General features: G+C 36.7%; 22 protein-coding genes. 11 read left to right on the forward strand and 11 right to left on the reverse strand.

Annotation, left to right across the window (positions count from 1 at the left end):
* The first annotated feature begins 61 nt into the window (after positions 1-61).
* Together tgt and CCAL5182_RS00590 are read left to right on the forward strand one after the other, a co-directional pair.
* Complete coding sequence (tgt, locus tag CCAL5182_RS00585; RefSeq protein WP_336609991.1) at positions 62-1,189, forward strand: tRNA guanosine(34) transglycosylase Tgt; 1,128 nt, start codon at positions 62-64, stop codon at positions 1,187-1,189.
* Positions 1,182-1,880: a CorA family divalent cation transporter gene (locus CCAL5182_RS00590; protein WP_169971770.1), complete on the forward strand. Its 699-nt coding sequence runs from the start codon at positions 1,182-1,184 to the stop codon at positions 1,878-1,880. The genes tgt and CCAL5182_RS00590 overlap by 8 nt, the downstream gene beginning before the upstream one ends.
* A 38-nt stretch (positions 1,881-1,918) precedes the next feature.
* On the opposite strand, the gene lpxD is transcribed toward CCAL5182_RS00590, so the two are convergent.
* The 4 genes from lpxD to flgH form a co-directional block, all read right to left on the reverse strand.
* Positions 1,919-2,872, reverse strand: coding sequence for a UDP-3-O-(3-hydroxymyristoyl)glucosamine N-acyltransferase (lpxD, locus tag CCAL5182_RS00595; RefSeq protein ID WP_170000160.1), 954 nt, complete (start codon positions 2,870-2,872; stop codon positions 1,919-1,921).
* Position 2,873: 1 nt separating this feature from the next.
* Positions 2,874-3,335 (reverse strand): acetolactate synthase small subunit, encoded by a 462-nt coding sequence (gene ilvN / locus CCAL5182_RS00600; RefSeq protein WP_336610007.1) that lies wholly within the window; start codon positions 3,333-3,335, stop codon positions 2,874-2,876.
* A 5-nt stretch (positions 3,336-3,340) separates the two neighbouring features.
* The gene (locus tag CCAL5182_RS00605; protein WP_336609992.1) at positions 3,341-5,035 is read right to left on the reverse strand and encodes an acetolactate synthase large subunit; all 1,695 of its coding nucleotides are present in this window, start codon (positions 5,033-5,035) and stop codon (positions 3,341-3,343) included.
* 181 nt (positions 5,036-5,216) lie between these two features.
* Positions 5,217-5,924: a flagellar basal body L-ring protein FlgH gene (gene flgH, locus CCAL5182_RS00610; RefSeq protein WP_169938488.1), complete on the reverse strand. Its 708-nt coding sequence runs from the start codon at positions 5,922-5,924 to the stop codon at positions 5,217-5,219.
* A gap of 70 nt (positions 5,925-5,994) precedes the next feature.
* On the opposite strand from flgH, the gene pta reads away from it, so the two are divergent.
* The 3 genes from pta to CCAL5182_RS00625 are packed head-to-tail and all read left to right on the forward strand — an operon-like array spanning position 5,995 to position 8,841.
* Positions 5,995-7,365, forward strand: a complete 1,371-nt coding sequence (gene pta, locus CCAL5182_RS00615) for a phosphate acetyltransferase (protein ID WP_336609993.1) — start codon at positions 5,995-5,997, stop codon at positions 7,363-7,365.
* A 1-nt stretch (position 7,366) separates the two neighbouring features.
* Positions 7,367-8,563: an acetate kinase gene (locus CCAL5182_RS00620; protein ID WP_169971774.1), complete on the forward strand. Its 1,197-nt coding sequence runs from the start codon at positions 7,367-7,369 to the stop codon at positions 8,561-8,563.
* Positions 8,563-8,841 (forward strand): hypothetical protein, encoded by a 279-nt coding sequence (locus tag CCAL5182_RS00625; RefSeq protein WP_170017010.1) that lies wholly within the window; start codon positions 8,563-8,565, stop codon positions 8,839-8,841. The genes CCAL5182_RS00620 and CCAL5182_RS00625 overlap by 1 nt, the downstream gene beginning before the upstream one ends.
* 3 nt (positions 8,842-8,844) lie before the next feature.
* Here the strand turns inward: CCAL5182_RS00625 and CCAL5182_RS00630 are convergent, their stop codons facing one another.
* The 7 genes from CCAL5182_RS00630 to CCAL5182_RS00660 form a co-directional block, all read right to left on the reverse strand.
* Positions 8,845-9,288, reverse strand: coding sequence for a sel1 repeat family protein (locus CCAL5182_RS00630; protein ID WP_169938496.1), 444 nt, complete (start codon positions 9,286-9,288; stop codon positions 8,845-8,847).
* On the reverse strand, positions 9,288-10,718 hold the full coding sequence (locus CCAL5182_RS00635; protein WP_170000164.1) for a Mur ligase family protein: 1,431 nt from the start codon (positions 10,716-10,718) through the stop codon (positions 9,288-9,290). The genes CCAL5182_RS00630 and CCAL5182_RS00635 overlap by 1 nt, the downstream gene beginning before the upstream one ends.
* A complete protein-coding gene (locus tag CCAL5182_RS00640) occupies positions 10,715-11,491 on the reverse strand; it encodes an alpha/beta fold hydrolase (RefSeq protein WP_336609994.1) in 777 nt (258 codons plus the stop codon). Before CCAL5182_RS00640 ends, CCAL5182_RS00635 begins: the two co-directional genes overlap by 4 nt.
* Positions 11,481-11,711 carry a type II toxin-antitoxin system Phd/YefM family antitoxin gene (locus CCAL5182_RS00645; RefSeq protein ID WP_169938503.1) on the reverse strand — a complete coding sequence of 77 codons (231 nt, stop codon included), beginning with the start codon at positions 11,709-11,711 and terminating at the stop codon, positions 11,481-11,483. The genes CCAL5182_RS00640 and CCAL5182_RS00645 overlap by 11 nt, the downstream gene beginning before the upstream one ends.
* Positions 11,712-11,777: 66 nt before the next feature.
* Positions 11,778-12,815, reverse strand: a complete 1,038-nt coding sequence (locus tag CCAL5182_RS00650) for a D-alanine--D-alanine ligase (protein ID WP_336609995.1) — start codon at positions 12,813-12,815, stop codon at positions 11,778-11,780.
* Positions 12,816-12,828: 13 nt separating this feature from the next.
* A complete protein-coding gene (gene ruvA, locus CCAL5182_RS00655; protein WP_170017020.1) occupies positions 12,829-13,383 on the reverse strand; it encodes a Holliday junction branch migration protein RuvA in 555 nt (184 codons plus the stop codon).
* Complete coding sequence (locus CCAL5182_RS00660; protein ID WP_336609996.1) at positions 13,380-15,311, reverse strand: flagellar assembly protein A; 1,932 nt, start codon at positions 15,309-15,311, stop codon at positions 13,380-13,382. The genes ruvA and CCAL5182_RS00660 overlap by 4 nt, the downstream gene beginning before the upstream one ends.
* Before the next feature lie 188 nt (positions 15,312-15,499).
* Between CCAL5182_RS00660 and murJ the strand changes: the two genes are divergently transcribed.
* The 6 genes from murJ to dapA are packed head-to-tail and all read left to right on the forward strand — an operon-like array spanning position 15,500 to position 23,259.
* Positions 15,500-16,900, forward strand: a complete 1,401-nt coding sequence (murJ, locus tag CCAL5182_RS00665; protein WP_336609997.1) for a murein biosynthesis integral membrane protein MurJ — start codon at positions 15,500-15,502, stop codon at positions 16,898-16,900.
* The gene (gene cysS / locus CCAL5182_RS00670; RefSeq protein WP_169971780.1) at positions 16,887-18,269 is read left to right on the forward strand and encodes a cysteine--tRNA ligase; all 1,383 of its coding nucleotides are present in this window, start codon (positions 16,887-16,889) and stop codon (positions 18,267-18,269) included. Before murJ ends, cysS begins: the two co-directional genes overlap by 14 nt.
* A complete protein-coding gene (locus tag CCAL5182_RS00675; RefSeq protein ID WP_336609998.1) occupies positions 18,266-19,990 on the forward strand; it encodes an ABC transporter ATP-binding protein in 1,725 nt (574 codons plus the stop codon). The genes cysS and CCAL5182_RS00675 overlap by 4 nt, the downstream gene beginning before the upstream one ends.
* Before the next feature lie 48 nt (positions 19,991-20,038).
* Positions 20,039-21,112, forward strand: coding sequence for a quinone-dependent dihydroorotate dehydrogenase (locus CCAL5182_RS00680; RefSeq protein WP_336609999.1), 1,074 nt, complete (start codon positions 20,039-20,041; stop codon positions 21,110-21,112).
* Between the two features lie 9 nt (positions 21,113-21,121).
* A complete protein-coding gene (locus CCAL5182_RS00685) occupies positions 21,122-22,369 on the forward strand; it encodes a M16 family metallopeptidase (RefSeq protein WP_336610000.1) in 1,248 nt (415 codons plus the stop codon).
* Complete coding sequence (dapA, locus tag CCAL5182_RS00690; RefSeq protein WP_170017032.1) at positions 22,366-23,259, forward strand: 4-hydroxy-tetrahydrodipicolinate synthase; 894 nt, start codon at positions 22,366-22,368, stop codon at positions 23,257-23,259. Before CCAL5182_RS00685 ends, dapA begins: the two co-directional genes overlap by 4 nt.
* The last annotated feature ends 4 nt before the right edge of the window (positions 23,260-23,263 follow it).

Genomic DNA, 23,263 nt, shown 5'->3' on the forward strand with positions numbered 1-23,263 from the left:
AGATAAAATTTCAAAATAAACATTTTTTTGCTAAAATCGCGGTTTAAGAAAAGGAAAACAAATGGAATTTAAAGTAACAAAAACCGATGGTAACGCAAGAACCGGTATATTAAAAACAGCTCACTCAGAGATCGCTACACCCGTTTTCATGCCTGTTGGCACGGTTGGCGCTGTAAAGAGCTTAGACGCTACCGATATGAAAGAAATACTAGACGCTAAAATCATACTCGCAAACACATACCACATGTACTTGCGCCCAGGAAGCAATATAGTAAAAGGGTTTGGCGGACTTCATGGATTTTCTAAATTTGACCGCTCGTTTTTAACCGATAGCGGTGGATTTCAAGCTTTCTCACTTCGTTCAAACACCAAAAATGACGATGGCGGTATAAAATTTAAGAGCCACATCGATGGCTCAACTCACTACTTCACACCAAAAAGCGTGCTTGATACACAGTATGACTTAGGAAGCGACATTATGATGATACTTGATGACCTTGTGGCACTTCCTGCTGAGAAAAAGCGCGTAGAGCTAAGCCTAAAACACACGATTAAATGGGCTGATGAAGCGATAAGATATCATAAATTTAAACAAAATGAGGGCGTGGGTCTTAAGCAAAATATCTTTGGTATCATCCAAGGTGGCACGGACTATGAGGCACGTAAATTTTGTGCACAGTCGCTTTGCGAGATGGACTTTGACGGTCTTGCTATCGGCGGGCTTAGTGTTGGCGAAAGCAGCCAAGAGATGTATGACACGGTTGAGGGAGTGATACCATTTACCGACCCGGCGCGTCCGCGCTATCTCATGGGCGTAGGCACACCTGAAGACTTGGTAGAAAACGTAGAACGCGGAGTGGATATGTTTGACTGTGTTATGCCTACACGTAACGCAAGAAATGGCACGCTTTTTACAAGCTTTGGCAAGATAAATGTGAAATCGGCCAAATTTATAAATGATCATGCGCCGATAGATCCAGAGTGTGACTGCTATACCTGTCGTAACTACTCGCGCGGGTATTTAAACCACCTGTTTAAGGCACGTGAGCTTACATTTTTCCGTCTTGCAAGCCTACATAACCTGCACTATTATCTAAATTTAATGAAACAAATTCGCGAGGCGATAGCAAAGGGTGAGTTTGCTAAATTTAAAATCAACTTTTACGCAAAAAGAAGAGTAAATGACTGATATAGTTCATAGTATATCGGGGTATTTTTACACCGATATGTATGAGTATTTATACCTTGTAACGGACGATAGTGTTAAAAGTTATAAATTTATCTTTAAAGAGGGTAAAATTTATACAGATGACGGCATAACACAGATAAACGCCAACGACTTTATCGCCGTCATTAAGAAGATAACAAGCGAGTTTAGAAATAAAATTTTAGAACACTCAGCCCAGCTTGAAAGTTATGAAAAAATTTATACAAACCATAGGTATTTTTCAAATTTTATAAAAAAACACCCTGTTTTAAAGTATGAAATTCATAAATTTCAAAACAAAATTTCACACTTTTACGAAGCACTTGCCATATGTCAAAACGAACAGCCTGCATTAAAAAAACTACTGCAAAACTATACATATGAAGCAAATATCTTTAAAAATGTAGTAAATGAAAATGCCGTAAAAGCCGAAGAGATATTTAACTATATACAAAACATAAGAAGCGAGAAGATAAACCGCAACATCTATACGTTAACTCTGCTTTCATTGCTATTTTTGCCGTTAAATTTTATCACAAGTTTTTTTGGAATGAATACAAACGGAATGTTTTTAAGCCAGACGGAAAATGGGACCTTTGTGCTAAGCATAGCGATGCTTGTCATTGTTATGATTTTGATTTTTGTATTTTGGTTTAAAAGTAAAAAAGAGTAGAAACAAAGCCTTGAGCTTGCACAAAGCTTCGTTAAATTTTATTTTTTCTTAAAAAATCGTGAAATTTTAGCCTGCAATTTAAACTGCTCTGCAAGCTCCATTATAGGGTAAGCTCCTGCGTATTTTTTACCGCCTTCTAAATTTTTGCTAACGCCTCCACGTGCAGCTACTTGCGCAAAGTCGCCGACACTCACATGTCCTGCAGAACCGCTTTGTCCGCCCATAACAACGTTTCTACCAAGTATAGTTGAGCCAGCAAGTCCTGTTTGTGAGACAATAAGACATCCCATGCCAAGTTCACAGTTGTGACCTATTTGAACCAAATTATCAACCTTGCTAAAATCAGCCACAACAGTGCTTTCAAACACGCCTCTATCTATCGTAGTGCATGCACCGATCTCTACGTAATTACCTAAGACAACATTGCCGTTGTGGTAAATTTTGACATGCTCGCCTGTTTTTGTATGTGCATAACCAAACCCGTCAGAGCCTATGACACAATTTGCAAGCAAATGACACTCATCACCTACGATACAGTCGTTATATATCACTACGTTTGGATGGATTATGCAGTTTTTGCCGATTTTTACATTATCGCCTAAAAATGCCCCCGCCATAATGACGGTATTTTCCCCAACCACAACATTTGATCCGATATATACATTTGGCATTATATTTGCGCTAGGATCTATGCTTGAGTCTTTTTTCTCGCAAAATAACGGCTTTGCGTAATCCTTACTAAGTATGGCAAACGCTAAATGGGGATTATCACACACCAGTGCCGTCATGCCCGAAGGAACGAATTCAAGTAAATTTTTAGTTACTAAAATTGCTCCCGCATTTGAACCGCTTATAAATTTAGCATTTTTCTCGCCGTCACAATACGTAAGTTCGGCTTTATTTGCATTTTTAAGAGAATTTAATGCAAAAATTTCAATATCTTCTCCGTCAAAACTCGCGCCCGTTTTTTGTGCAATTTCACTTAATTTCATCTTATATATCCATCAAAATCGATCCACCGCGAACGATGTCTACCGGATTAAATTTCTTTATCGCTTTTAGGAAATTATCTATCCTATTTGCATCATCGGCAACCATAACAATGATATAGTTTTCATTTGTATTTGCCACGCTTCCATTATATGCTTTTAGTATCGCATCAAGCCCACCAAAATTTTCATTTAGAGGAATTTTGATAAGAGCCATCTCTTTTTCCACAAATTCACCGCTTTCTATAACCTTGTAAGTGGGTATGAGCTTGTGAAGTTGCTTTACTATCTGCTCTAAAACTCGCTCATCTCCGCTTGTAACGATACTTAAACGAGAAAAACCGCTTTCAGGGATAGGGGCAACAGTAAGACTGTCGATATTGTAACCTCGCCCGGCAAAAAGCCCTGAGATCCTAGATAAAACTCCGTGTTCGTTTAAAACTATAACTGATATTGCTCTTCTTATTGCACTCATTTTTGACCCTTATCATCAAGTATCATGTTGTATATCGCAGCCCCTGCAGGAACCATCGGAAGAACATTTTCAAAGCGATCTACCACGACGTCGATAAGTGAAATTTTATCGCTCTTAAGTGCTGCGTTTAACGCATCTTCAAATTCTTTTTTGGTTTTTACCCTAAAACCTACTCCGCCAAAACTTTCCGCAAGCTTGACAAAGTCAGGCTGGATACTAAGATCAGTGTTTGAATATCTATGCTCATAGAAAAATGTCTGCCACTGACGAACCATACCCAAAAAGCTGTTGTTTAAGATGATATTTACAACTGGCTTTTTATCAACAACCGAGGTCATAAGCTCTTGGATATTCATAAGAATAGAACCATCGCCGGTAAAATTTATAACAGGCTTATCGCCAACAGCCCATTTTGCACCAAGAGCAGCAGGTAAACCAAAGCCCATAGTCCCTTGACCACCGCTTGTTACAAGCTGTCTAGGTTTGTTAAAGGCAAAAAATTGCGCAACCCACATCTGATGTTGTCCAACATCGGTAGACACAACTACATCATCGCCTACCATTTGTGATGTTTTTTCTATAACCCACTGAGGTTTTAAAACTTCCTCGCTATCTGTGTATTTCAAAGGATACAAAGAGTTGTAGCGAGCTAAAATTTCACGCCATTTTTCAAAGTTTTTAGGTTTAGCATTTATGCGACCCATGAGTTCACTAAGAACTGATTTTAGATCGCCAACTATCGGAAAATGTGCATTAACTATTTTTGAGATAGAGCTTGGATCGATGTCTACGTGAATTATCTTAGCGTGTTTTGCAAATTCGCTTAATTTACCTGTTATCCTATCGTCAAACCTAGCTCCCAAGGCTATCAAAAGATCGCTTTCGCTAAGAGCCATGTTAGCAGCATAACTTCCGTGCATACCTGCCATGCCTAAATTTAACTCGTCATCATCTCTCATAACACCAAGCCCCATAAGCGTAGTTATGGCAGGAATTCCTGTCTTTTTAGCAAATTCTCTAATTAGCTCACTAGCTCCGCTTATGATCGCACCGCCTCCTATATAAAGCAGCGGTCTATTGCTTGCTTCGATGATCTCGGCAGCTTTTTTTATCTGTTTTGCGTTGCCCTTATAAGTAGGCTTGTATGTCGGGATATTTATCTCTTTTGGATACTCAAATTTTCCTATAGCAGCAGTTATATCCTTTGGTATATCGACATGAACAGGACCCGGTCGTCCGGTGCGAGCTATATAAAACGCTTCTTTTAAAATTCTAGGCAGCTCTTCAATATTTTTAACTAAGTAGTTATGCTTAACACAGGGACGAGATATGCCGACCGCATCTATCTCTTGAAATGCGTCTGTTCCGATTAGTGATGTGGCGACTTGTCCGCTAATGAGCACCAAAGGGATGCTATCGCTATATGCCGTAGCTAAGCCCGTAACGGCATTTGTAAATCCTGGTCCTGAAGTAACAAAAGCAACTCCTACTTTACCGCTAGCACGCGCATAACCGTCTGCAGCATGAACGGCTGCTTGCTCATGACGAGTAAGAACATGTCTAAAATACTCTTGCTTATATGTTTCATCATAGATATTTAGCGCAGCACCGCCAGGATAGCCAAAAACAACTTCGACACCCTCGAGTTTAAGCGCTTCGCTGATCATTTGTGAGCCGTTTAACTCTTTCATTATTTATCGCCTTACTTTTAAAAATTTATGTTAGATTATATCTCAAATTACGTTAAAATCACATGATTTTGATCAAATTTAATCATAAATTAAAAATTTTTGTTACACTTTTTGAAATTTTTACGTAGTTTAAATTTATTAAACGACCCCTCAAGTGAGTGAGCTGTTTAAATTTGAAGCATTAAAAAGGCCAGATGGCTTCCATTATGCGAGTTCCCCATGGTTTTTTGGTAGATCTATCAACATCACCCTCTGTTTTGTATAAAATTTTTGCGTCAGCGATATATCTTGAGTCTATTTCGTTTGTTTGAGAAATGTCATACGGGCGTATAACACCGCTTACTTGCATAATCTGCTTTTCACCGTTTATTAAAAGTTCGCGATTGCCCTCTATGAAATAATTGCCATTATTTAAAATTTTAATTATACGTGCCGAGATAGTTGCGTTAAAGCGCTCGTTTCTACTTGTTGTTCCGCTGCCATTAAAAGAATTCTCTCCGCCTGCACTAAAGCCTATGTTGCCGTATTTATTTAGCTGTCTTGCTACATTTGATAACGGTGAGCCTCCTGCAGTAAAAGTGCCGGCTCCCAAAGAGGTTGTGCTGTTTTTACTTGTTTGTTTGCTTCCTGTTGATGTTTGACTTGCAGTCTCTGATATCACGATAGTTACGATATCATTTACATTCATAGCTTTACGATCCGAAAATAACGGGTCTTTTCCGCGACCGTAAAGACTTCCTGCGTTACTTTGACCACTTCCACTATCTTTTGACGGTAGTTGCTCGACATAAACCGGTGGCTCCATATTAATATGCGGATCAACGCTTGGGGTGCAACCTAAAAAAAGTAAACTCGTAGCAAAAATCGTCATACAATTTCTAATTCTCATAAAAAACCTTAAAAATTTTTCTATTTTTATGCTAAAATCAAGCAAATAAAGTTCCAAAAAAGGTTTCAGGATGAATTTTTGTTACACTATTTGCGATGAAAATTTCTCTTATTTTAAGCGAAATATCTTAAACAAATTTAAAAATATCGCAGAATTTGAAATATTTTTTACACAACAAGATAAAGATGATTTTACAAACTCCAACGAAAAGGAATTTTTCCTTAAACTCATAGAAAAATTTGAAAATTTAAAAGCACAAAACGACTTTGTTATCATAAAAGGTTGCGAAAGTTTTAGCGTGTTTGGGAAAAATGAGCTAAATTTAAAAATCGCAAAAAATTTAAATGCTCCGATATTTGAGCTAAAAAATTTAAAGGCATTAAAAAGCCTAAATAAAAATTCAAAGCTTTTAATAACCGATAGTGTAGATGAAATTTTAGCTTCAACACAAAATATAATCACGCCTTATAAATTTGCATACGATCTTGCAAAAAGAGCAAAGAAATTTCATAAAAACGTAGTTTTAGTAGAGAGTGAAGATGAGAGAATTTTAAAAGCAGCCGACATTTTATTAAAACAAGATGCGGTTAAGATCACACTTTTGGGCGATAAAAACAAAATAGACAAAAACGCTTTAAAACTAGGACTTGATCTAAAAAAAGCTACTATCATAAATCCAAAACAAAACAACCACTCAAATGACTTTGCCGATAAAATTTACGAGCTTAGAAAAACAAAAGGTATTAGTATAGAAAAAGCGCGCGAAATGGCGTGCGATCCGACTTATTTTGCCACCATGTTGGTTTATGAAGGCTTGGCTGATGCTATGGTAAGCGGGGCAAATACAAGCTCTGCTGACACCATACGCCCTGCCCTTCAGATAATCAAAACAAAACCGGACACAAAACTGGTTTCTGGCGTATTTTTTATGGCGATGGATGAGGAAATTTTTGCCTTTGCCGACTGCGCTATAACGCCAAATCCAAACGAAGAAGAGCTTGCAAGCATAGTTGTTAGCACGGCAAAAAGCGCTATTTCTTTTGGTATAGAGCCACGCATAGCTATGTTAAGCTACTCAACCGCAAATAGTGGAAGCGGAAAAGATGTGGAATTTGTAAAAGAAGCTGCGAGGATAGCGCTAGAGCTTGATCCTAGTTTAAAAATAGCCGCACCAATACAATACGACGCGGCGATAGATATGGATGTGGCAGCCAAAAAAATGCCAAATTCAGATGTAGCAGGACAAGCAAATGTATTTATCTTTCCAAATTTAAACTGCGGAAATATCTGCTATAAAGCCGTCCAAAGAAGTGCAAATGCCGTTGCGATGGGTCCTGTGCTTCAAGGACTAAACAAGCCTGTAAATGATCTAAGTCGCGGTTGTTTGGTTGAAGATATAGTAAATACAGTCCTAATAAGCGCCATACAAGCAGGAGAGTAATATGAAAATTTTAGTTTTAAATTCCGGAAGTAGTTCTATAAAATTTCAACTATTTTTAATGCAAAATGAAGAGAGTATCGCAAGCGGGATAATCGAGCAAATCGGTGCGGAAAAATCAAGAGCCGTTTTAAAAGCAAACGGAAAAGTTTATGAAAAATTTTTACCCATACAAGATCACCACGAGGGACTTGAGGTTATGAATGAGCTATTTAGAGAGTCAAACACTCTTCATGATCTAAGCGAACTTGACGGCATAGGACATCGCATCGTCCATGGAGGAGAAAATTTCTTTAGCTCTATGCTAGTAAACGATGAAGTTATAAAAAAGATAGAAGAGACCAGCCCACTGGCACCTCTTCATAACCCAGGACATATAGCGGGGATTAAAAACGCAATGCAAAGTAGTAAAAACGTCCCGCATGTAGTTGTTTTTGACACGGTGTTTCACCAAAGCATGCCAGAATACGCCTATAGATACGCTCTTCCATATGAAATTTGCAAAGAACATCATATAAGAAAATACGGCTTTCACGGCACTTCTCATAATTATGTTTGCAAACGCGCGGCGACCTTAATGGGTATAGATCACGATAAATTTAACGCCATTTCCCTTCATCTTGGCAATGGCGCTAGCGTATGTGCGGTGCAAAATGGAAAAAGCGTAGATACTTCTATGGGACTTAGTCCGCTTGAAGGACTTATAATGGGAACTAGAAGTGGCGACATAGACCCTGCAGCACTTGTCTATCTGCTAAACGCAAACGTGCTAAAATGGGACGAGATAGATACATTTTTAAATAAAAAAAGCGGGCTATTTGGAATTTGTGGTTCAAGCGACATGAGAGACGTGGTTGCTAAAATGCAAAGCGACGAACGAGCAAAACTTGCTTTTGATATGTTTTGTTACCGTGTCAAAAAATATATCGGTGCATATTACGCAGTTTTAGGCAGAGTTGATGCGATAATCTTTACCGGTGGTATCGGCGAAAATGCTCCAAACACACGCCAAAAAATTTGTGATGATCTAAAAATTTTAGGCATTCATATCAACCACGATTTGAATTTTGATACCTCAAATTCATCAGAAAGATGTCTTGATGAGGACGATGCTAGAACAAAGGTCTTTGTCATACCGACAAATGAAGAGCTTGAAATAGCAAGAGAGACAAAAAAAATCATAGAAAACAGAGGTAAATAATGAGAATTTTACTTGCGTGCGTGTTTATGTTTATACAAATTTTTGCAGACCAAAGCGATATAACACAAGAAATGAGCGCCTTAGAGCAAGGGTGTAAAAATTCGGTTGCAAAGGACTGTTACCGTCTTGGCATTATATTTGAAATGCAAAAAAATCAAGCCAAAGCCGCAGAGTATTATAACCTTGGTTGTGAGCTTGGCAACATGAGCGCATGCCATGACTTCGCGATCATATCGTTAGAAATTCCTGACGCTAACAAAAGCAAGATAGGCGATTAAATTTTACTCGCCTCTTGTTTGAGTTGCATTATCTTCTTTTAAATTTTCATTTGCGTTAAATTCATTAAAAAGCTCGCTATAACGCTCTTTTGCACGCTTTATAATTTCATCTTGTATCGTAAAATTTTCTTTTAAATTTAAGATATTTTCACAAGCATTTAGATAACCAAGCTCATCACAACTTTTCATTAAATATAAAATTCCAAGCTCCAAGCTATCTCTTTTTTCTAGTCTTGTATCAAGCTTAGGACTTACTTCATCGTTTATATACATAAGCCCTAGCTCCTCGCAAGCCATATCGTCATTTGACTCACACCCTGCATAAAATATCTCAAATGCAGCGTTAAAATTTCCCTCTTTTAGCTCATACATGCCCTTATCAAAGTCGTCGATGTCAAAGCTAAAAGCCAAAAGTGTAAAAAATAAAAACAATATAATCTTTTTCATTACATAAAACTTGGTGCGTCGTTTGAAAACAATATAACATCGCCTATTTTAGTGTTTTTTGCCAAAATTTCTTGCATATTAGCCTTATCTTTTATGATGATTATCTGCGGTTTTATTATACTTTTTAAAAGCGCTTGTGCATTTAATGGGCTTGATATCATAACAACATCAAAAATTTCATTTATGATCCTACCAAGCCTTTCGTTTTCTTGCGGACTTGACTCAACAATACCGGGAGTTATTAATACCTTTCGTCCCTCGAATGTGCTCACAAGCTCATAGCTAGCACTCATACCTGCAAAATTTCCGTTAAAGCTATCGTCTATTATCAGCTTTCCACCTGCTTCTATCTTTTGCAAACGATGTTCTACGTTTTTAATTTTTGAGAGGTTTTTATCTATCTTCTCTTCGCTTACACCAAGAATTTTAGCCACTTTTATACATGCGGCTAAATTTACGGCATTAAATTTACCAAGCAAGTTTGCGTGATAGCTTTTACCATCAAGTATGAAATTTAAGCCACTAAGATCAGCCTTTACATCGCTTAAGCTTTCATCATAAATTTCTTGCTTATCATCTGGGTTTTGTAATGTCGAGCTATGTAAAAAAGCTGCTTCAAGCCTTTTACTACAAAGCGCCTCAAGCTTTGTTGAGCGTATGTTTTCAAGACTTTTAAAATACTCAATATGCTGAGCACCTATCTCACCAACTACGACAATGTGGGGATTTAAAAATTCCGTAATCTGAGCTATGTCACCCTTAAGTCTAGCGCCTGCTTCGGCTATATAAATTTGTGTCTGCGAAGTCAAATTCTCGTTTACGTCTTTGATCAGCCCCGTCAAAGTATTTACGCTTCTTGGTGTCTTATGGCATATAAAATCATCTCTTAAAAGCTCAAAAAGAAAATTTTTGATACTTGTTTTTCCGTAACTTGCAGTGATTAGGATTATTTTTAGTTCAGGCAAAAGAGCTAGCTTTTTATCGGCTTTTTTTCTAAAATTTAAAGCATTTATCTTTTCATAAAAATGACTTAAAACCAATGAAGCTGCGATAATTAACAAAACATCGGTATCAAATTTACCATTTATAATAAAATTCATAACTCCAAAAGAGACAACAGCAAGTGTTAAAAATATAAAAAATCTCTTAATTCTAGCGGTAAAAACAAGCTTCTTGTCAAGCTTTTTATGCCACAAATAAAGACTTGGCAGATACGCAAAATAAAAATAAATATAAAAATACTCTCCAGTCGTATAAAAAAGAACAAGCGGAACTATGGCAAAAAAAACGTGCCAAAGCGGTTTTGTAAAATGAAAAACAACTCGCTCAAAACGATAAGAAAACCACTGAAAGCAAGTTATCGTATAAAACGATATCGCATAAATAAAAAATACCTTACTAACATTAAAAAACAACTCCTCTAGGCTCACCTTATCTCCTCTATACCACTATCTTCTTGCAAATCTATATCGACCATAGTATCGACACCCATGCCATCTTCTATCGTTTGCGATATAAATTTAGCATGAAGTAAAAAGAAAAAATGATCGCCCTCAAGCGGAAAAAATTCGCTATTTTTTATAAATTTATGTATCTTATCGCCACTTTTTAGACTGGTAGCTCTGTCGTTTTTACCCCAAAATATTAAGGCTTTGTTTTTAAAATTTTCAAATTTAGATGAAAAGTCCTCGTCAACAACGTTTTTTAGGGTTTCATACATAGTTCTACTCATCCCACTTACATCTTTTGAGGCAAAAAGTCTATAGAATTTACCAAATCCCAGTAACTTAAAAAGCTTGAAAACAGCTATCTTAAACCTAACTGACAAAGGCTTTTTCTCAACTATGCCAGCAGAGCTTAGAAGAACTAAATTTGCAGGCTCAAGTAGTGTTGCAACCTTACCTCCAAAGCTATGACCTGCGATGATGGCGGGTTTAGTTGAAAGTTCAGCGATAAAAGCACGAATGATTTTCGCGTAGTCTTTTGTTTTTAAAGGAGAGTTTATACTGCTTGCTCCAAAACCAGGCATATCGACATAAATATGACAAAAATTTGTCAAATGCGCACCAAAAGCCTTTTTCATTATCTCTTTGTTTGCACCCCAGCCATGCAAAAATAATATGGCGTTTTCACATTTTGGATTTAAAATTTCATAACTTATATCATAGCTTTCAAAGCCGACTTTTATCTTCTTACTCGCCATTATTTTCTCGCTTTTTAGAGCTATAAATAGCCTCTAAGACGGCTACCGCTTTTTCCAGACGTTCGTATTCGCTCATGTTTAATAAAACAGCCTCAAATTTGTTGTTTTTTACGATAACCGCGCGTTTTATCTCGTTCTTGCTTATCCTTGTTAGGATAGAGCTAAAATTTCTCACAACCTCGGTTGCGGTATAAATTTCATCTTTACTAAACGTAGTCATAACATCTCTTTACATAAAATTTTATGTAAAATTTAACATATTTTTATTTATGATTTGCTTACGTTCTTATACTTTTGAGCCTTTTGAATGCACTATTGAATTTAAAAATTTATAATCAACTTTGATGTTTTTTGGTTTTGTAAGTGAATTTGCCAACTCATTTAAAACCCCCTCAAAGTCATCAAAAAGATAGTTTGCCAAGCTTCCAGGGTTTGGATTTATCTCATTTAAATACACTTTATCATCTATAACGAAAAAGTCGCAACGTATAAGCGCTCCATCAAACCCGCACTCGTAAATTTTTGCAAATGCCGACTTTAGTTCATCTTCGAGCTCTTTTGAAATTTCAGCTTTAGCGACTTTGTTTTCATTTGAAAAGCTAAGATACTTTTGTTCATAGTCTAAAAATTCTTTTTTTCTTGGCTCTTCAACGATAGAGATTTTAATCTCACCATTTATCTTGCAGCCTGCTAAATTATACTCTTTAACACCCTTAATAAAAGGCTCGACTAAGACCTCATCGTCAAATTCAAATGCGACATCTTGTGCGTATTCAAGTTCACTTTCATCTTTTACGACGCCAACTCCGATACTACTTCCTAGCCTAAGCGGCTTTAGGATAAAGGGGAAATTTATAGTAGGAAGCTTGCCTCTTTTTATAATCTCGTATTCAAGCGTTTTGACATTAGCTTTTTTAGCTAAAAATTTAGTAAGTTCTTTGTTAAAACTCAACACGCTAGCCTCAAGTCTAGGCCCTATATACTCGATACCGTAAAAATCAAACAACGATGCTATCTTGCCGTCTTCACCATCCATGCCGTGGATAAGATTTATATAGATTTCGGTTTCAAGTTTTTTTACACCAAAGAGTGAATGTGTGTAAAATCCGCCTTGAGACAAGAATAGTTTTTTACATTTTTTATACTTGCCTGTGCTAAAGAAATTTGCTCTCATGTCGTCTTTTTCTATAAGGTAGAAGTCACGCTCCCCATCGCAAAAAACAAAAGTAAGCTCTTGCTTTAAGATATTTTTTAACACGATAGCGCTTATTATGCTTATTTCATGTTCGTAACTTTTAGCCCCAAAAACTATACCTAATTTCATATTTTTCCTTTATTTATGCTAATTTTTTAAGTGCTTCTTTTATAAGATCGCTAGTATTTAAACTCTTGCACTCGGGTAAAATTTTAACTATTTTTTCTCTTTTAAAGCCAAGCGCTTCAAGCGCAAGTAGTGCTTCTGACTGATGACTTGGCACACTCTCTTCGCTTATTAGTTTTGCGTCACTTAGCTCTGCAATTATTCTACGAGCAGTCTTTGGACCTATACCTGGGACTTGCTTTATCGTGTCGGCATCTCCGTTTAACACGGCATTTGTAAAGCCATTTGGAGTAAGACTTGAACAAACCGCCATTGCCGTTGATGCGCCTATTCCGCTAAGTTTTATCAACATTTCAAACATCTTTTGTTCGTTAATGTCTAAAAATCCATACAGTAAATTTGCATCTTCTCTAATAATCTGAGTGATATTTAGTTCTATCTTGGTTCCACTTTCAAGTTTTGCAGAACAAAACAGCGATATAAACACCCCATAACTAATCCCGCTAAGTGTTTTTAATACCACAAAACCGGGGTCTTTTTTAGTTATTACACCCTCTATAGCCTTTATCATTCTTTTTCCTGCTTTTGTTTTTGCTCAAATTCTTCCAAGCGATTTGACCTTTTTATTTTATATTCTGTCTCGCCGTCTTCATTTTCTACCTTTTCTAGGCTTATAACGCGAGCCATTTCATTTTGTTTTGTAGAGTATGTGATATTTTGAGGGGGGTCAACTAATATAAATTTGATCTCATTTAAGTCTATCCAAGTGCTTCGGTTGATTATCTTTGCTTCAAAAATGCTGTTTTGCATAACATTAAGCTTCTCTTTAAGAGTAAGTATCAGCTCTTTTTTATCCTTGTGCTCTTTTAATAAAGAGTTATACTCGGTTACTAATTCTTGATACTCTTTTAGCTTTTTCATAAATGTAACCGGAGGTATAACCTTTGACTTTGTAAGCTCTTCAACCTTGGCCTTTATGAGATAGATAGAATTTCTGTTTTCATCTATAATGTTTTTCTTAACACCTAGATGTTTTTTTATCGATACAAGCTCGGCTCGAAGCTCCTCTATATGCTTAACATAAGTTTGCATATCCTCTTCAGAGTCATCTTTGATCCTGCCAGTATCGATGATAAATCTATTATTCGTTCCGCGAAGGTATTTTACCTCTATTAAATTTTGTGCAGTTAATGTGCAGTTTGAGCCAAGTGTTTCTACATAGATATTTTCAGCAGTTATACTACCACCTATGACACTTTTAACCGTTACATTTTTGCCAACGACGCTACCATTTTCAAGCCTATCGATACTCACGTCATCGCCCTCAACATACCCTATATGTATGCCTATATTGGCATCTTTTGCGTAAATTTTAGCCTTTGCATGAGTTTGCCCGCCTATAACCACGCGATTTGCTTTTACAACGGCATTTGAGGCGACATTGCCCTTTATCTCAACCTCGTCAGCCTCCACGACCACACCTGTTCCGATGGCATCTTTTACAGCATCTGTCTCTTTTACGACAAGGGTTACGTTTGAGTCAAGTCCGGTTTGAACAGAACCTGTGTTTTTAAAATTTATCTCATTTATCTCAAGGCGATCTTGTATGTCGTAAACGCCTTTATCTTCTATTACATAACCAAAGGTTTTTGCCGTAAATTTAACCGAGACCTCATCTTCTGTGCGGATGATATTTGGAGTTATATTTATCTCAGGTTCACCATCGACTTTAGCTTCTGGGACATATATAAATTTACCCCTTACATCACGTCCGTTTGAGCCATTTTTTGGCTTTAGTTGCTCTATTATCAGCTCATCTTCCATAACACCAAGCAAAAACCCGCGACTAGCGTAGTCTATCTTGTCCTTGTTTTCTTCGTTATCAAATTTAGTTTTATAATGATATATAGTTTGAGCATCGATCGATTTTACGGGATTTATACCGCTTGTTAAGGTAAAAGTTCGTTCAGTATCTATCATGTCTTTTACACGTAAAATAGACGCTATACGAAGCAACTCTTCTTTTGCATCACCCATTCTGATACCTATCAAAATTTGGGCTTTCATAAGTTGCTTGGCAATATAGTCAAACATTATCTTTTCATATCCGAGCACATACTTGCATTCGTTACTTCTATGAACCTTGACTATGATCTTAGTAACAAGGCTGTTTACTCCGATAGAAATTTTAGGAAGTTTTATAGGCTCTTCCAAACGTTTATCATAAAATTCCAAATGGTAGTTTTGAGTAATGTGAAGCTTTGGATCTAAGAAAAATTCATCATCATCAAATATCTTAAGCTCGTCCTCATTAAGCACTACCGGTTCTAAATTTTCTTCGTTAGTATAAGAAGTTACGATGTTTTGTATGCGAAAATCAATAAATTCTACAGGTATGCCGTGATCCGCACTAAGTTTGCGCATATAGACATACGGAGAATCTGTTTCTATTTGTATTGGAGCTAGAAAATTTTCTTGCTCTTTTATGTTTTCGCTCAAAAATTTAACCTTAGATAAAAAATGTCAGCTATTATCTCAAAAAAATAATTAAAGTTGGGTTAGTATAAACGCCAAATTTTTGCCATAGCTAGTCTGTTGTTATCAAAATTTTACGAAAAACGTAAATGTTATTCCCTTTTAAAATTTATTTTGTTACTATTTATAGTTTTAAATTTTTAGGCGGGTTTATGTTTATAAAAGGCTTTTTTTCAAATTCCGCAGGCATTATGCTGTCGCGTGTTCTTGGGCTTTTGCGCGATCTTTTAAGCGCTTCTATATTGGGCGCAGGACTTTTTAGCGATCTATTTTTTGTTGCATTTAAAATACCTAATTTATTTCGCAGGATATTTGGCGAAGGTGCTTTTACGCAGGCGTTTTTACCAAATTTTAGCAAAGCAAAGAAAAAAGGTATATTTGCAGCAGAAATCTTCTTAAAATTTTTATTTTTTATAGGCATTTTAACTCTTGCGGTTAATCTTTTTACCGAGTATTTTATACGTATAATCGCAAGCGGTCTAAGTGATGAAGCAATACTTGAAGCAGTGCCTTTGGTAAATATAAATTTTTACTACCTTGGTTTAATATACATAGTTACTTTTATGGGTTCGTTGCTTCAATACAGAGGGCACTTTGCAACGACCGCCTTTTCTACGGCACTTTTAAATATAGCAATGATCGTCGCCCTACTCTTATCTCGCAACCAAAGCGAAAAAATAGTTGCTTACTATCTAAGTTTTGGCGTTGTAATAGGTGGTGTTTTACAAGTTTTAGCACATATCATTGCTATGAAAATAAACGGTATCGGCAAGCTTTTTGTCGGTGGCTTAAAAGCTTATACTCAAAAAAAACGAGCAAATGTCAAAGGATTTTTTATAAATTTTTACCACGGGCTACTTGGCTCATCAGCTATGCAAATAAGTGCTTTTATGGATACTTGGTTAGCTTCGTTTTTAGCGGCAGGCAGTATCAGTTATCTGTTTTACGCAAACAGAATTTTTCAACTTCCGCTTGCGATATTTGCCATTGCACTCACACAAGCTCTTTTTCCAAAGATAACAAAACTCCTTAAAGAAAAAGACGAAAAAAACGCACTTATCTGGACTAAAAAAAGCTTTTATGTGTTATTATACGTACTTAGTTTAGCTACTATAGGCGGCGTAATGCTTAGCGAATTTATAGTTTGGCTTTTGTTTGAGCGTGGAAATTTTACAAGACAAAACACAATAGAGTGCGCACAAGTCTTAAGTGCATACATGCTAGGACTTGCCCCTTTTGGCTTGGCTAAAATTTTTTCCCTTTGGCTTTATGCTAAAATGCAACAAAAATTAGCCGCTAAAATTTCTATAATCTGCCTTGTAGTAAATCTCGCATTAGCAGTCATTTTAATGCAGTTTTTAGCCGCTAGCGGTTTAGCTCTAGCAAGCTCGATAGGTGGCTTTTTGCAGCTTATTTTATATATCCATGCTTTTGGATGGAGCAAATTTTTAGATATAATCGAACTTAAAAAAATCTCTCTCATACTCTTAGCTTGCACTGTTTTGATAGTGATTTTACAATTTTTAAAGGAATTTTTTAATGCAAATTTTTGATAGCGTAAAAAAAGAAAAGCTAGAATTTAAGCCGATAAGAAACGGCGAAGCAAACATTTATCTATGCGGTCCGACCGTTTATGATGATGCACATTTAGGTCATGCAAAATCTGCGATAAGCTTTGATATGCTCAGACGCACATTAAAAGCCTTGGGGTATAAGGTTAAATTTGTTAGAAACTACACTGACATAGATGATAAAATTTTAAAAAAAATGAGCGAAAGTAATAAAAGTTTAGCAGAGATAACCTCACACTATATAGATAGCTATAAAGCCGACATGAACGCACTAAACGTCCTAGAGCCAGACATCTCGCCAAAGGCTACGGAGTGTATCGAAGAGATGATAAGATATATCCAAATTTTACTTCAAAAAGATGTTGCTTACACTCTTGAAGACGGGGTTTATTTTGATACGAGCAAAGACGGCGAATATCTTAGCCTAAGCGGTAAAAGTGCAGACTTAGAGACCATAGCAAGAGTTGATATAAATGACAAAAAACGCGATAAAAAAGACTTCGTGCTGTGGAAATTTGATGAAAAATGGTATGAAAGTCCATTTGGCAAAGGACGCCCTGGATGGCACTCCGAATGTGTCGCCATGATAAAGAAGTATTTTAACGGGGACGAAAACTACGAGATAGACATACATGCAGGTGGCATAGACTTGCTCTTTCCTCATCATGAAAACGAAGCCGCGCAGTGCAGATGTGCCAACCACAAAGACCTTTCTAAATACTGGATGCATAACGGCTTTATCCAAATAAACGGCGAAAAAATGAGTAAAAGTCTTCAAAATAGCTTCTTTGTCAAAGATGCGCTTAAACACTATCACGGAGAAGCCTTGAGATTTTATCTATTAAGCAGTCATTATCGAGCGAATTTTAACTACTCTGAGCTTGATTTGGAGGCGTCCAAAAAAAGACTTGATAAACTTTATAGACTTAAAAAGAGAATTTTAGGCGTAAACGCCGGAGATGTAAGTCAGGAATTTAAAGCTGAAATTTTAGAGGCTCTAAGTGATGATCTAAACACTTCAAAAGCACTTGCCGCACTTGATGAGTTTGTAAAAACTGCCAATGAAAAACTTGATGAAAATCCAAAAGACAAAATTTATAAAGCACAAATAGCGGCAAACATAAAATTTATAAATGAAATTTTCGGTATAGCGCAAAAAGATAGCTTTGAGTATTTTCAATTTGGCGTAAGTCAAAGCGAGAAAGAGCGTATAAACGAACTTATAACACAAAGAAGCGAAGCTAAAAAAGAGAGAAATTTTGAAAGAGCAGACATAATACGCCAAGAGCTAAGCGCTATGGGTATAAGTATCATGGATACTCCGGAAGGTACGATGTGGGAGAGAGTGTGAAGCAGTTTAATCTAAAAAGTGTTTTAAAGCGTTTTGCTCTGTATTTTAGGGACTATGTGCCACATTTTATCCTAGCTATTATCGGCATGATATTTGCGAGCTTAGGCACTGCCGCAACCGCGTATCTAGTCGAGCCCGTGTTAAACAAAATATTTGTCGAAAAGAACGAGGCTTTGCTTTACACCCTGCCTTACGCGATAATAGCTATCTATCTTCTAAAAAATATCGGAGCATTTACACAAGCGTATTTTACGGCGTTTATCGGACAAGATATTATTAGGAGATTTCGCGAGAAAATAGTAGCAAATTTACTTTCTCTTGATATGAAATTTTTTAACGAATTTCGCACGGGAGAGCTGATAAGTCGCTGTATAAACGACATAGACCGCATAAGAACCATAGTCTCTACGATGATACCTGAACTTATTAGAGAGTCGATCACGGTTGTTGGGCTTTTATGCGTGGTAGTATATCAAAGTCCAAGTCTTGCCTTTTTTGCGCTAGTTGTCTTACCTGCAGCAATCTACCCGATATCAAAGCTTGCAAAAAGGATGAAGAAAATTTCTCGTGCCTCACAAGAAAAAACATCCGATATAACCTCTGTTTTGAGCGAAATTTTTACAAATATCGAGATAATTAAAGCAAATAACGCACAAAAATACGAACACGAAAGGTTTGTTACAGAAAACAATAAATTCTTTAAATTAAATTTAAAAAGCGTTAAAATCGAACAGCTTGTAAGCCCTATGATGGAGACTATCGGCTCTATCGGCATAGTCGCAGTCATAATCATCGGCGGTAAAGAGGTCATTAGCGGCGATCTTAGTGTCGGTGCTTTCTTTTCGTTTTTAACAGCGCTTTTTATGCTCTATACTCCCGCAAAACGTATGGTAAATATCTATAATAAAATGCAAGACGCTATCGCGGCAAGCGAAAGAACATTTGAGCTAATGGATAAAAAAAGTCAGATAAAAGAGGGACAAGACGAGCTAAAAGACAAAATAGAAAGCATAAATTTTAAAGATGTCTATCTTGACTACTACGAAAAAAGCATCTTAAAAGGGATAAATTTAACCGCGCATAAATCAGAGCTCATAGCGCTTGTGGGCTCAAGCGGAGGTGGAAAAACATCTCTTATGAATTTACTTGTTAGATTTTATGAGCCGACTAAAGGAAATATACTAATCAACGAACGAGATTTGAGCAACTTTAGCTTCTCGTCCATTCGTAAAAATATCGGACTTGTAACACAACGCGTTTATATATTTAACGATACGATAGCTAAAAACGTAGCATACGGTAGAGATTTTGACAAAAATGCCGTTATAAATGCGTTAAAAATGGCAAACGCATATGAATTTGTATCTGCAATGGATGATGGCATAGATAGTATTTTAAATGAATTTGGCACAAATTTATCAGGCGGGCAAAGACAACGTATTGCTATAGCTAGAGCGCTTTATGCAAACCCTCAAATTTTAATCTTCGACGAAGCTACAAGCGCACTTGATAACGAAAGTGAAAAAGAGATAACAAGCGCTATAAACAACTTACGAAAAGATAAGATAATATTTATCATCGCTCACCGTTTAAGCACTGTGCAAAATGCCGACAAAATAGCCGTTTTAAGCGGAGGTAAAATCGTTGGCATAGGCAAAGATAGCGAGCTTGAAAACAGCTGTGAAGTCTATGCAAAACTTAAGGGCAAAGCATTAGTTTAAGGCGTTTTTTGATAAAATTAGCAAATTTAAATGCCTAAAGAGGAAAAAATGAGTCTTAACTACGATACTTTAAAGTCTGTATTTTTTAAATTTGACCCTGAAACCGCACACAAGATCGCTGAAGTCGCAATGATCGGTGCAAACTGTGTATTTCCGGGCTCACTTAGCTTTTTAGCGAACAAATGCGTGATAAATGACGCCAGACTTCAACAAAATTTACTAGGAAGCATTTACAACAACCCTATCGGCATTGGTGGTGGTTTTGACAAGAACGCAACCATATTTGCCGCACTTACAGCACTTGGCTTTGGCTATCTTGAATTTGGCACATTTACACTAAAGGCGCAACCAGGCAACCAAAAACCACGTCTTTTTCGTTTAGTTGAAGAAGAGAGTATACAAAATGCTATGGGCTTTAATAATGACGGCAGCCAAAAGATAAAGCAGCGAGTAGAAAAACTATATCCCAACGTAGTGCCACTTTGGGCAAATATCGGCAAAAACAAAATCACTCCAAACGAAAAAGCGATAGAGGATTATGAAGTATTAGTAAAAGATTTTAGTGAAATTTGTGATGCTTTTGTAGTAAATATCTCATCTCCAAACACTCCAAATTTGCGCGATCTGCAAGAGAGCGAATTTATAACAGAGCTTTTTAGCAAAATAAAACCTTTAACTAAAAAGCCTATTATTTTAAAAATTTCACCCGACTTAAGCCACGAAAAAGCGATAAAGCTCTCTCAAAGTGCCGTAGCCAGCGGCGCTGACGGTATCATCGTTTCAAACACAAGCATAGACTACTCTCTATCAAATTCACCCAAACTTCAAAATTTTGGCGGACTAAGCGGCAAGGTCATCACTCAAAAATCAAGAGAAATTTTTAAAGCAGTAGCGGACGAACTTTACGGTAAAACTGTGCTAATTGCTTGTGGTGGTATAGATAATGCACAAGAGGCTTATGATCGTATTAAAATGGGTGCCAGTTTGATACAAATTTTTACAAGCTTTATCTTTAAAGGTCCTATGATCTGTCGTGATATAAACGAAGGGGTTTTAAAACTTTTAGAAGCAGACGGTTACGCAAACATTAGTGAAGCTATCGGCGTTGACGTTAGAAAGTAAGGACAAGAATTGATAAAATTTAACAAACTAAAACTTGCTAATAAACTTGAAATTTATCACATACCATTAAACAAAGGCTCAAAAGTCATAAATGTAGATATATTTTACAAAGTTGGTTCACGTAACGAGATCATGGGTAAAAGTGGTATCGCACACATGCTTGAGCATCTAAATTTCAAATCAACCAAAAATTTAAAAACCGGAGAATTTGACGAGATAGTTAAAGGTTTTGGCGGTTCAAACAACGCTAGCACGGGCTTTGACTATACGCATTATTTTATCAAATGTTCAAATTCAAATTTAGAAAAATCCCTAGAACTTTTTGCAGAACTTATGTCAAATTTAAGCCTAAAAGACAAAGAGTTTCAGCCTGAAAGAGATGTCGTCCATGAGGAGCGCAGATGGAGAACAGACAACAATCCTATAGGCTATCTTTACTTTAGACTGTTTAATAACGCCTTTATCTATCATCCATATCACTGGACGCCTATCGGTTTTATAAAGGATATACAAAACTGGAACATAAAAGATATTAAAGAATTTCACGAAACATACTATCAGCCACAAAACGCCATCTTGCTAATAGTCGGTGATATCAGCAAAAAAGAGGCATTTAGGCTTGCAAAAGAGAAATTTGAACATATAAAAAATAAAAACAAAATTCCAAAACTACACTGTGTAGAGCCTGAACAAGACGGCGCTAAGCGTGCTATTGTCTATAAAGATACACAAACACAAATGCTCGCAATTGCTTATAAAATTCCTCCGTTTAACCACAATGATCAAATCGGATTAAACGCACTAAGCGAATACCTAAGCAACGGCAAGAGCTCACTACTTCAGCGTGTTTTAGTCGATGAACTTCAACTTGTAAATCAAATTTACGCATACAATCTTGACAGTATAGATGAAAATTTATTTATATTTTTAGCCATCTGCAACCCTGATGTAAAGGCCGAGGATGTCGAAATTAAAATCAAAGAGCTAATAAACGATCTCAAAGAAAATTTAGTAAGCGATGATGATGTCTTAAGGGTTAAAAATTTAATCAAAAGCGACTTTGTTTATTCATTTGATAGCTCGGCAAGAGTTGCAAATTTATATGGAAGTTATCTTGCAAGAGGCGACATAAGCCCTCTTTATAAATTTGAAGAAAATATAGAAAATATCGATGCAAATATGCTTAAACAAACGGCGCAAAAATACTTTGTCGATAAAAAATCAACAACGATAATCTTAAAAAAGGAAGAGCAATGAGCGAAATTTTACAAGGTGGTATGACCGCCCTTATAACGCCTTTTCGTAACGGTAAACTAGACGAAGAAACCTATGAAAAACTGATAAAAAGACAGATAAAAAACGGCATAGACGTTGTTGTTCCAGTAGGCACAACCGGCGAGAGTGCCACGCTAACGCATGATGAGCACCGCGTTTGCATAGAAATAGCCGTAAATGCGTGCAAAGGCACAAATGTTAAAGTACTAGCAGGCGCCGGAAGTAACGCAACTCATGAAGCTATCGATATAGCACAATTTGCTCAAAGTCACGGCGCGGACGGCATACTTTCAGTTGCTCCGTATTATAATAAACCAACCCAAGAAGGACTTTATCTACACTATAAAGCACTAGCTCAAAGCGTTGAAATTCCGGTTATTTTATATAACGTTCCGGGTCGCACAGGCTCAGATATCTTACCAAAAACAGCGATTAGAATTTTTAGGGATTGTAAAAATGTTATCGGCATAAAAGAGGCAACCGGAAGCATAGACAGATGTGTTGATATCTTAGCTCATGAGCCAAATATCTTAGTTATAAGCGGAGAGGACGCCATAAACTACCCGATCCTTTCAAACGGCGGCAAAGGCGTGATCTCGGTAACGGCGAATTTACTTCCAAACGAGATAGCCGATCTTACGCATTTTGCATTGCAAGAAAAATTTAAAGAAGCAAAAGCTATAAATGATAATCTTTACGATATAAACAAAGTTTTATTTTGCGAGAGCAACCCGATACCTATAAAAGCGGCAATGTTTATCGCAGGTCTAACACCAACATTAGAGTATCGTCTGCCACTTTGCAATCCAAGTAACGACAACCTAAAACTTATCGAACAAACAATGAAAAAATACAACATAAAAGGATTTTAATGGA

This window comes from Campylobacter sp. 7477a, assembly GCF_014892335.1.
Classification (GTDB): Bacteria; Campylobacterota; Campylobacteria; order Campylobacterales; family Campylobacteraceae; genus Campylobacter_A; species Campylobacter_A californiensis.

What these genes read in the sequence shown, in the direction of transcription:
- CCAL5182_RS00630 (WP_169938496.1), bottom strand. Translation starts at nt 9,288, where the DNA reads ATGAAAAAGATTATATTGTTTTTATTTTTTACACTTTTGGCTTTTAGC.
- tgt (WP_336609991.1), top strand. Translation starts at nt 62, where the DNA reads ATGGAATTTAAAGTAACAAAAACCGATGGTAACGCAAGAACCGGTATA.
- CCAL5182_RS00645 (WP_169938503.1), bottom strand. Translation starts at nt 11,711, where the DNA reads ATGACTACGTTTAGTAAAGATGAAATTTATACCGCAACCGAGGTTGTG.
- CCAL5182_RS00650 (WP_336609995.1), bottom strand. Translation starts at nt 12,815, where the DNA reads ATGAAATTAGGTATAGTTTTTGGGGCTAAAAGTTACGAACATGAAATA.
- flgH (WP_169938488.1), bottom strand. Translation starts at nt 5,924, where the DNA reads ATGAGAATTAGAAATTGTATGACGATTTTTGCTACGAGTTTACTTTTT.
- CCAL5182_RS00680 (WP_336609999.1), top strand. Translation starts at nt 20,039, where the DNA reads ATGAGTCTTAACTACGATACTTTAAAGTCTGTATTTTTTAAATTTGAC.
- CCAL5182_RS00640 (WP_336609994.1), bottom strand. Translation starts at nt 11,491, where the DNA reads ATGGCGAGTAAGAAGATAAAAGTCGGCTTTGAAAGCTATGATATAAGT.
- CCAL5182_RS00620 (WP_169971774.1), top strand. Translation starts at nt 7,367, where the DNA reads ATGAAAATTTTAGTTTTAAATTCCGGAAGTAGTTCTATAAAATTTCAA.
- CCAL5182_RS00625 (WP_170017010.1), top strand. Translation starts at nt 8,563, where the DNA reads ATGAGAATTTTACTTGCGTGCGTGTTTATGTTTATACAAATTTTTGCA.
- cysS (WP_169971780.1), top strand. Translation starts at nt 16,887, where the DNA reads ATGCAAATTTTTGATAGCGTAAAAAAAGAAAAGCTAGAATTTAAGCCG.
- dapA (WP_170017032.1), top strand. Translation starts at nt 22,366, where the DNA reads ATGAGCGAAATTTTACAAGGTGGTATGACCGCCCTTATAACGCCTTTT.
- pta (WP_336609993.1), top strand. Translation starts at nt 5,995, where the DNA reads ATGAATTTTTGTTACACTATTTGCGATGAAAATTTCTCTTATTTTAAG.
- CCAL5182_RS00605 (WP_336609992.1), bottom strand. Translation starts at nt 5,035, where the DNA reads ATGAAAGAGTTAAACGGCTCACAAATGATCAGCGAAGCGCTTAAACTC.
- CCAL5182_RS00590 (WP_169971770.1), top strand. Translation starts at nt 1,182, where the DNA reads ATGACTGATATAGTTCATAGTATATCGGGGTATTTTTACACCGATATG.
- murJ (WP_336609997.1), top strand. Translation starts at nt 15,500, where the DNA reads ATGTTTATAAAAGGCTTTTTTTCAAATTCCGCAGGCATTATGCTGTCG.
- ruvA (WP_170017020.1), bottom strand. Translation starts at nt 13,383, where the DNA reads ATGATAAAGGCTATAGAGGGTGTAATAACTAAAAAAGACCCCGGTTTT.
- lpxD (WP_170000160.1), bottom strand. Translation starts at nt 2,872, where the DNA reads ATGAAATTAAGTGAAATTGCACAAAAAACGGGCGCGAGTTTTGACGGA.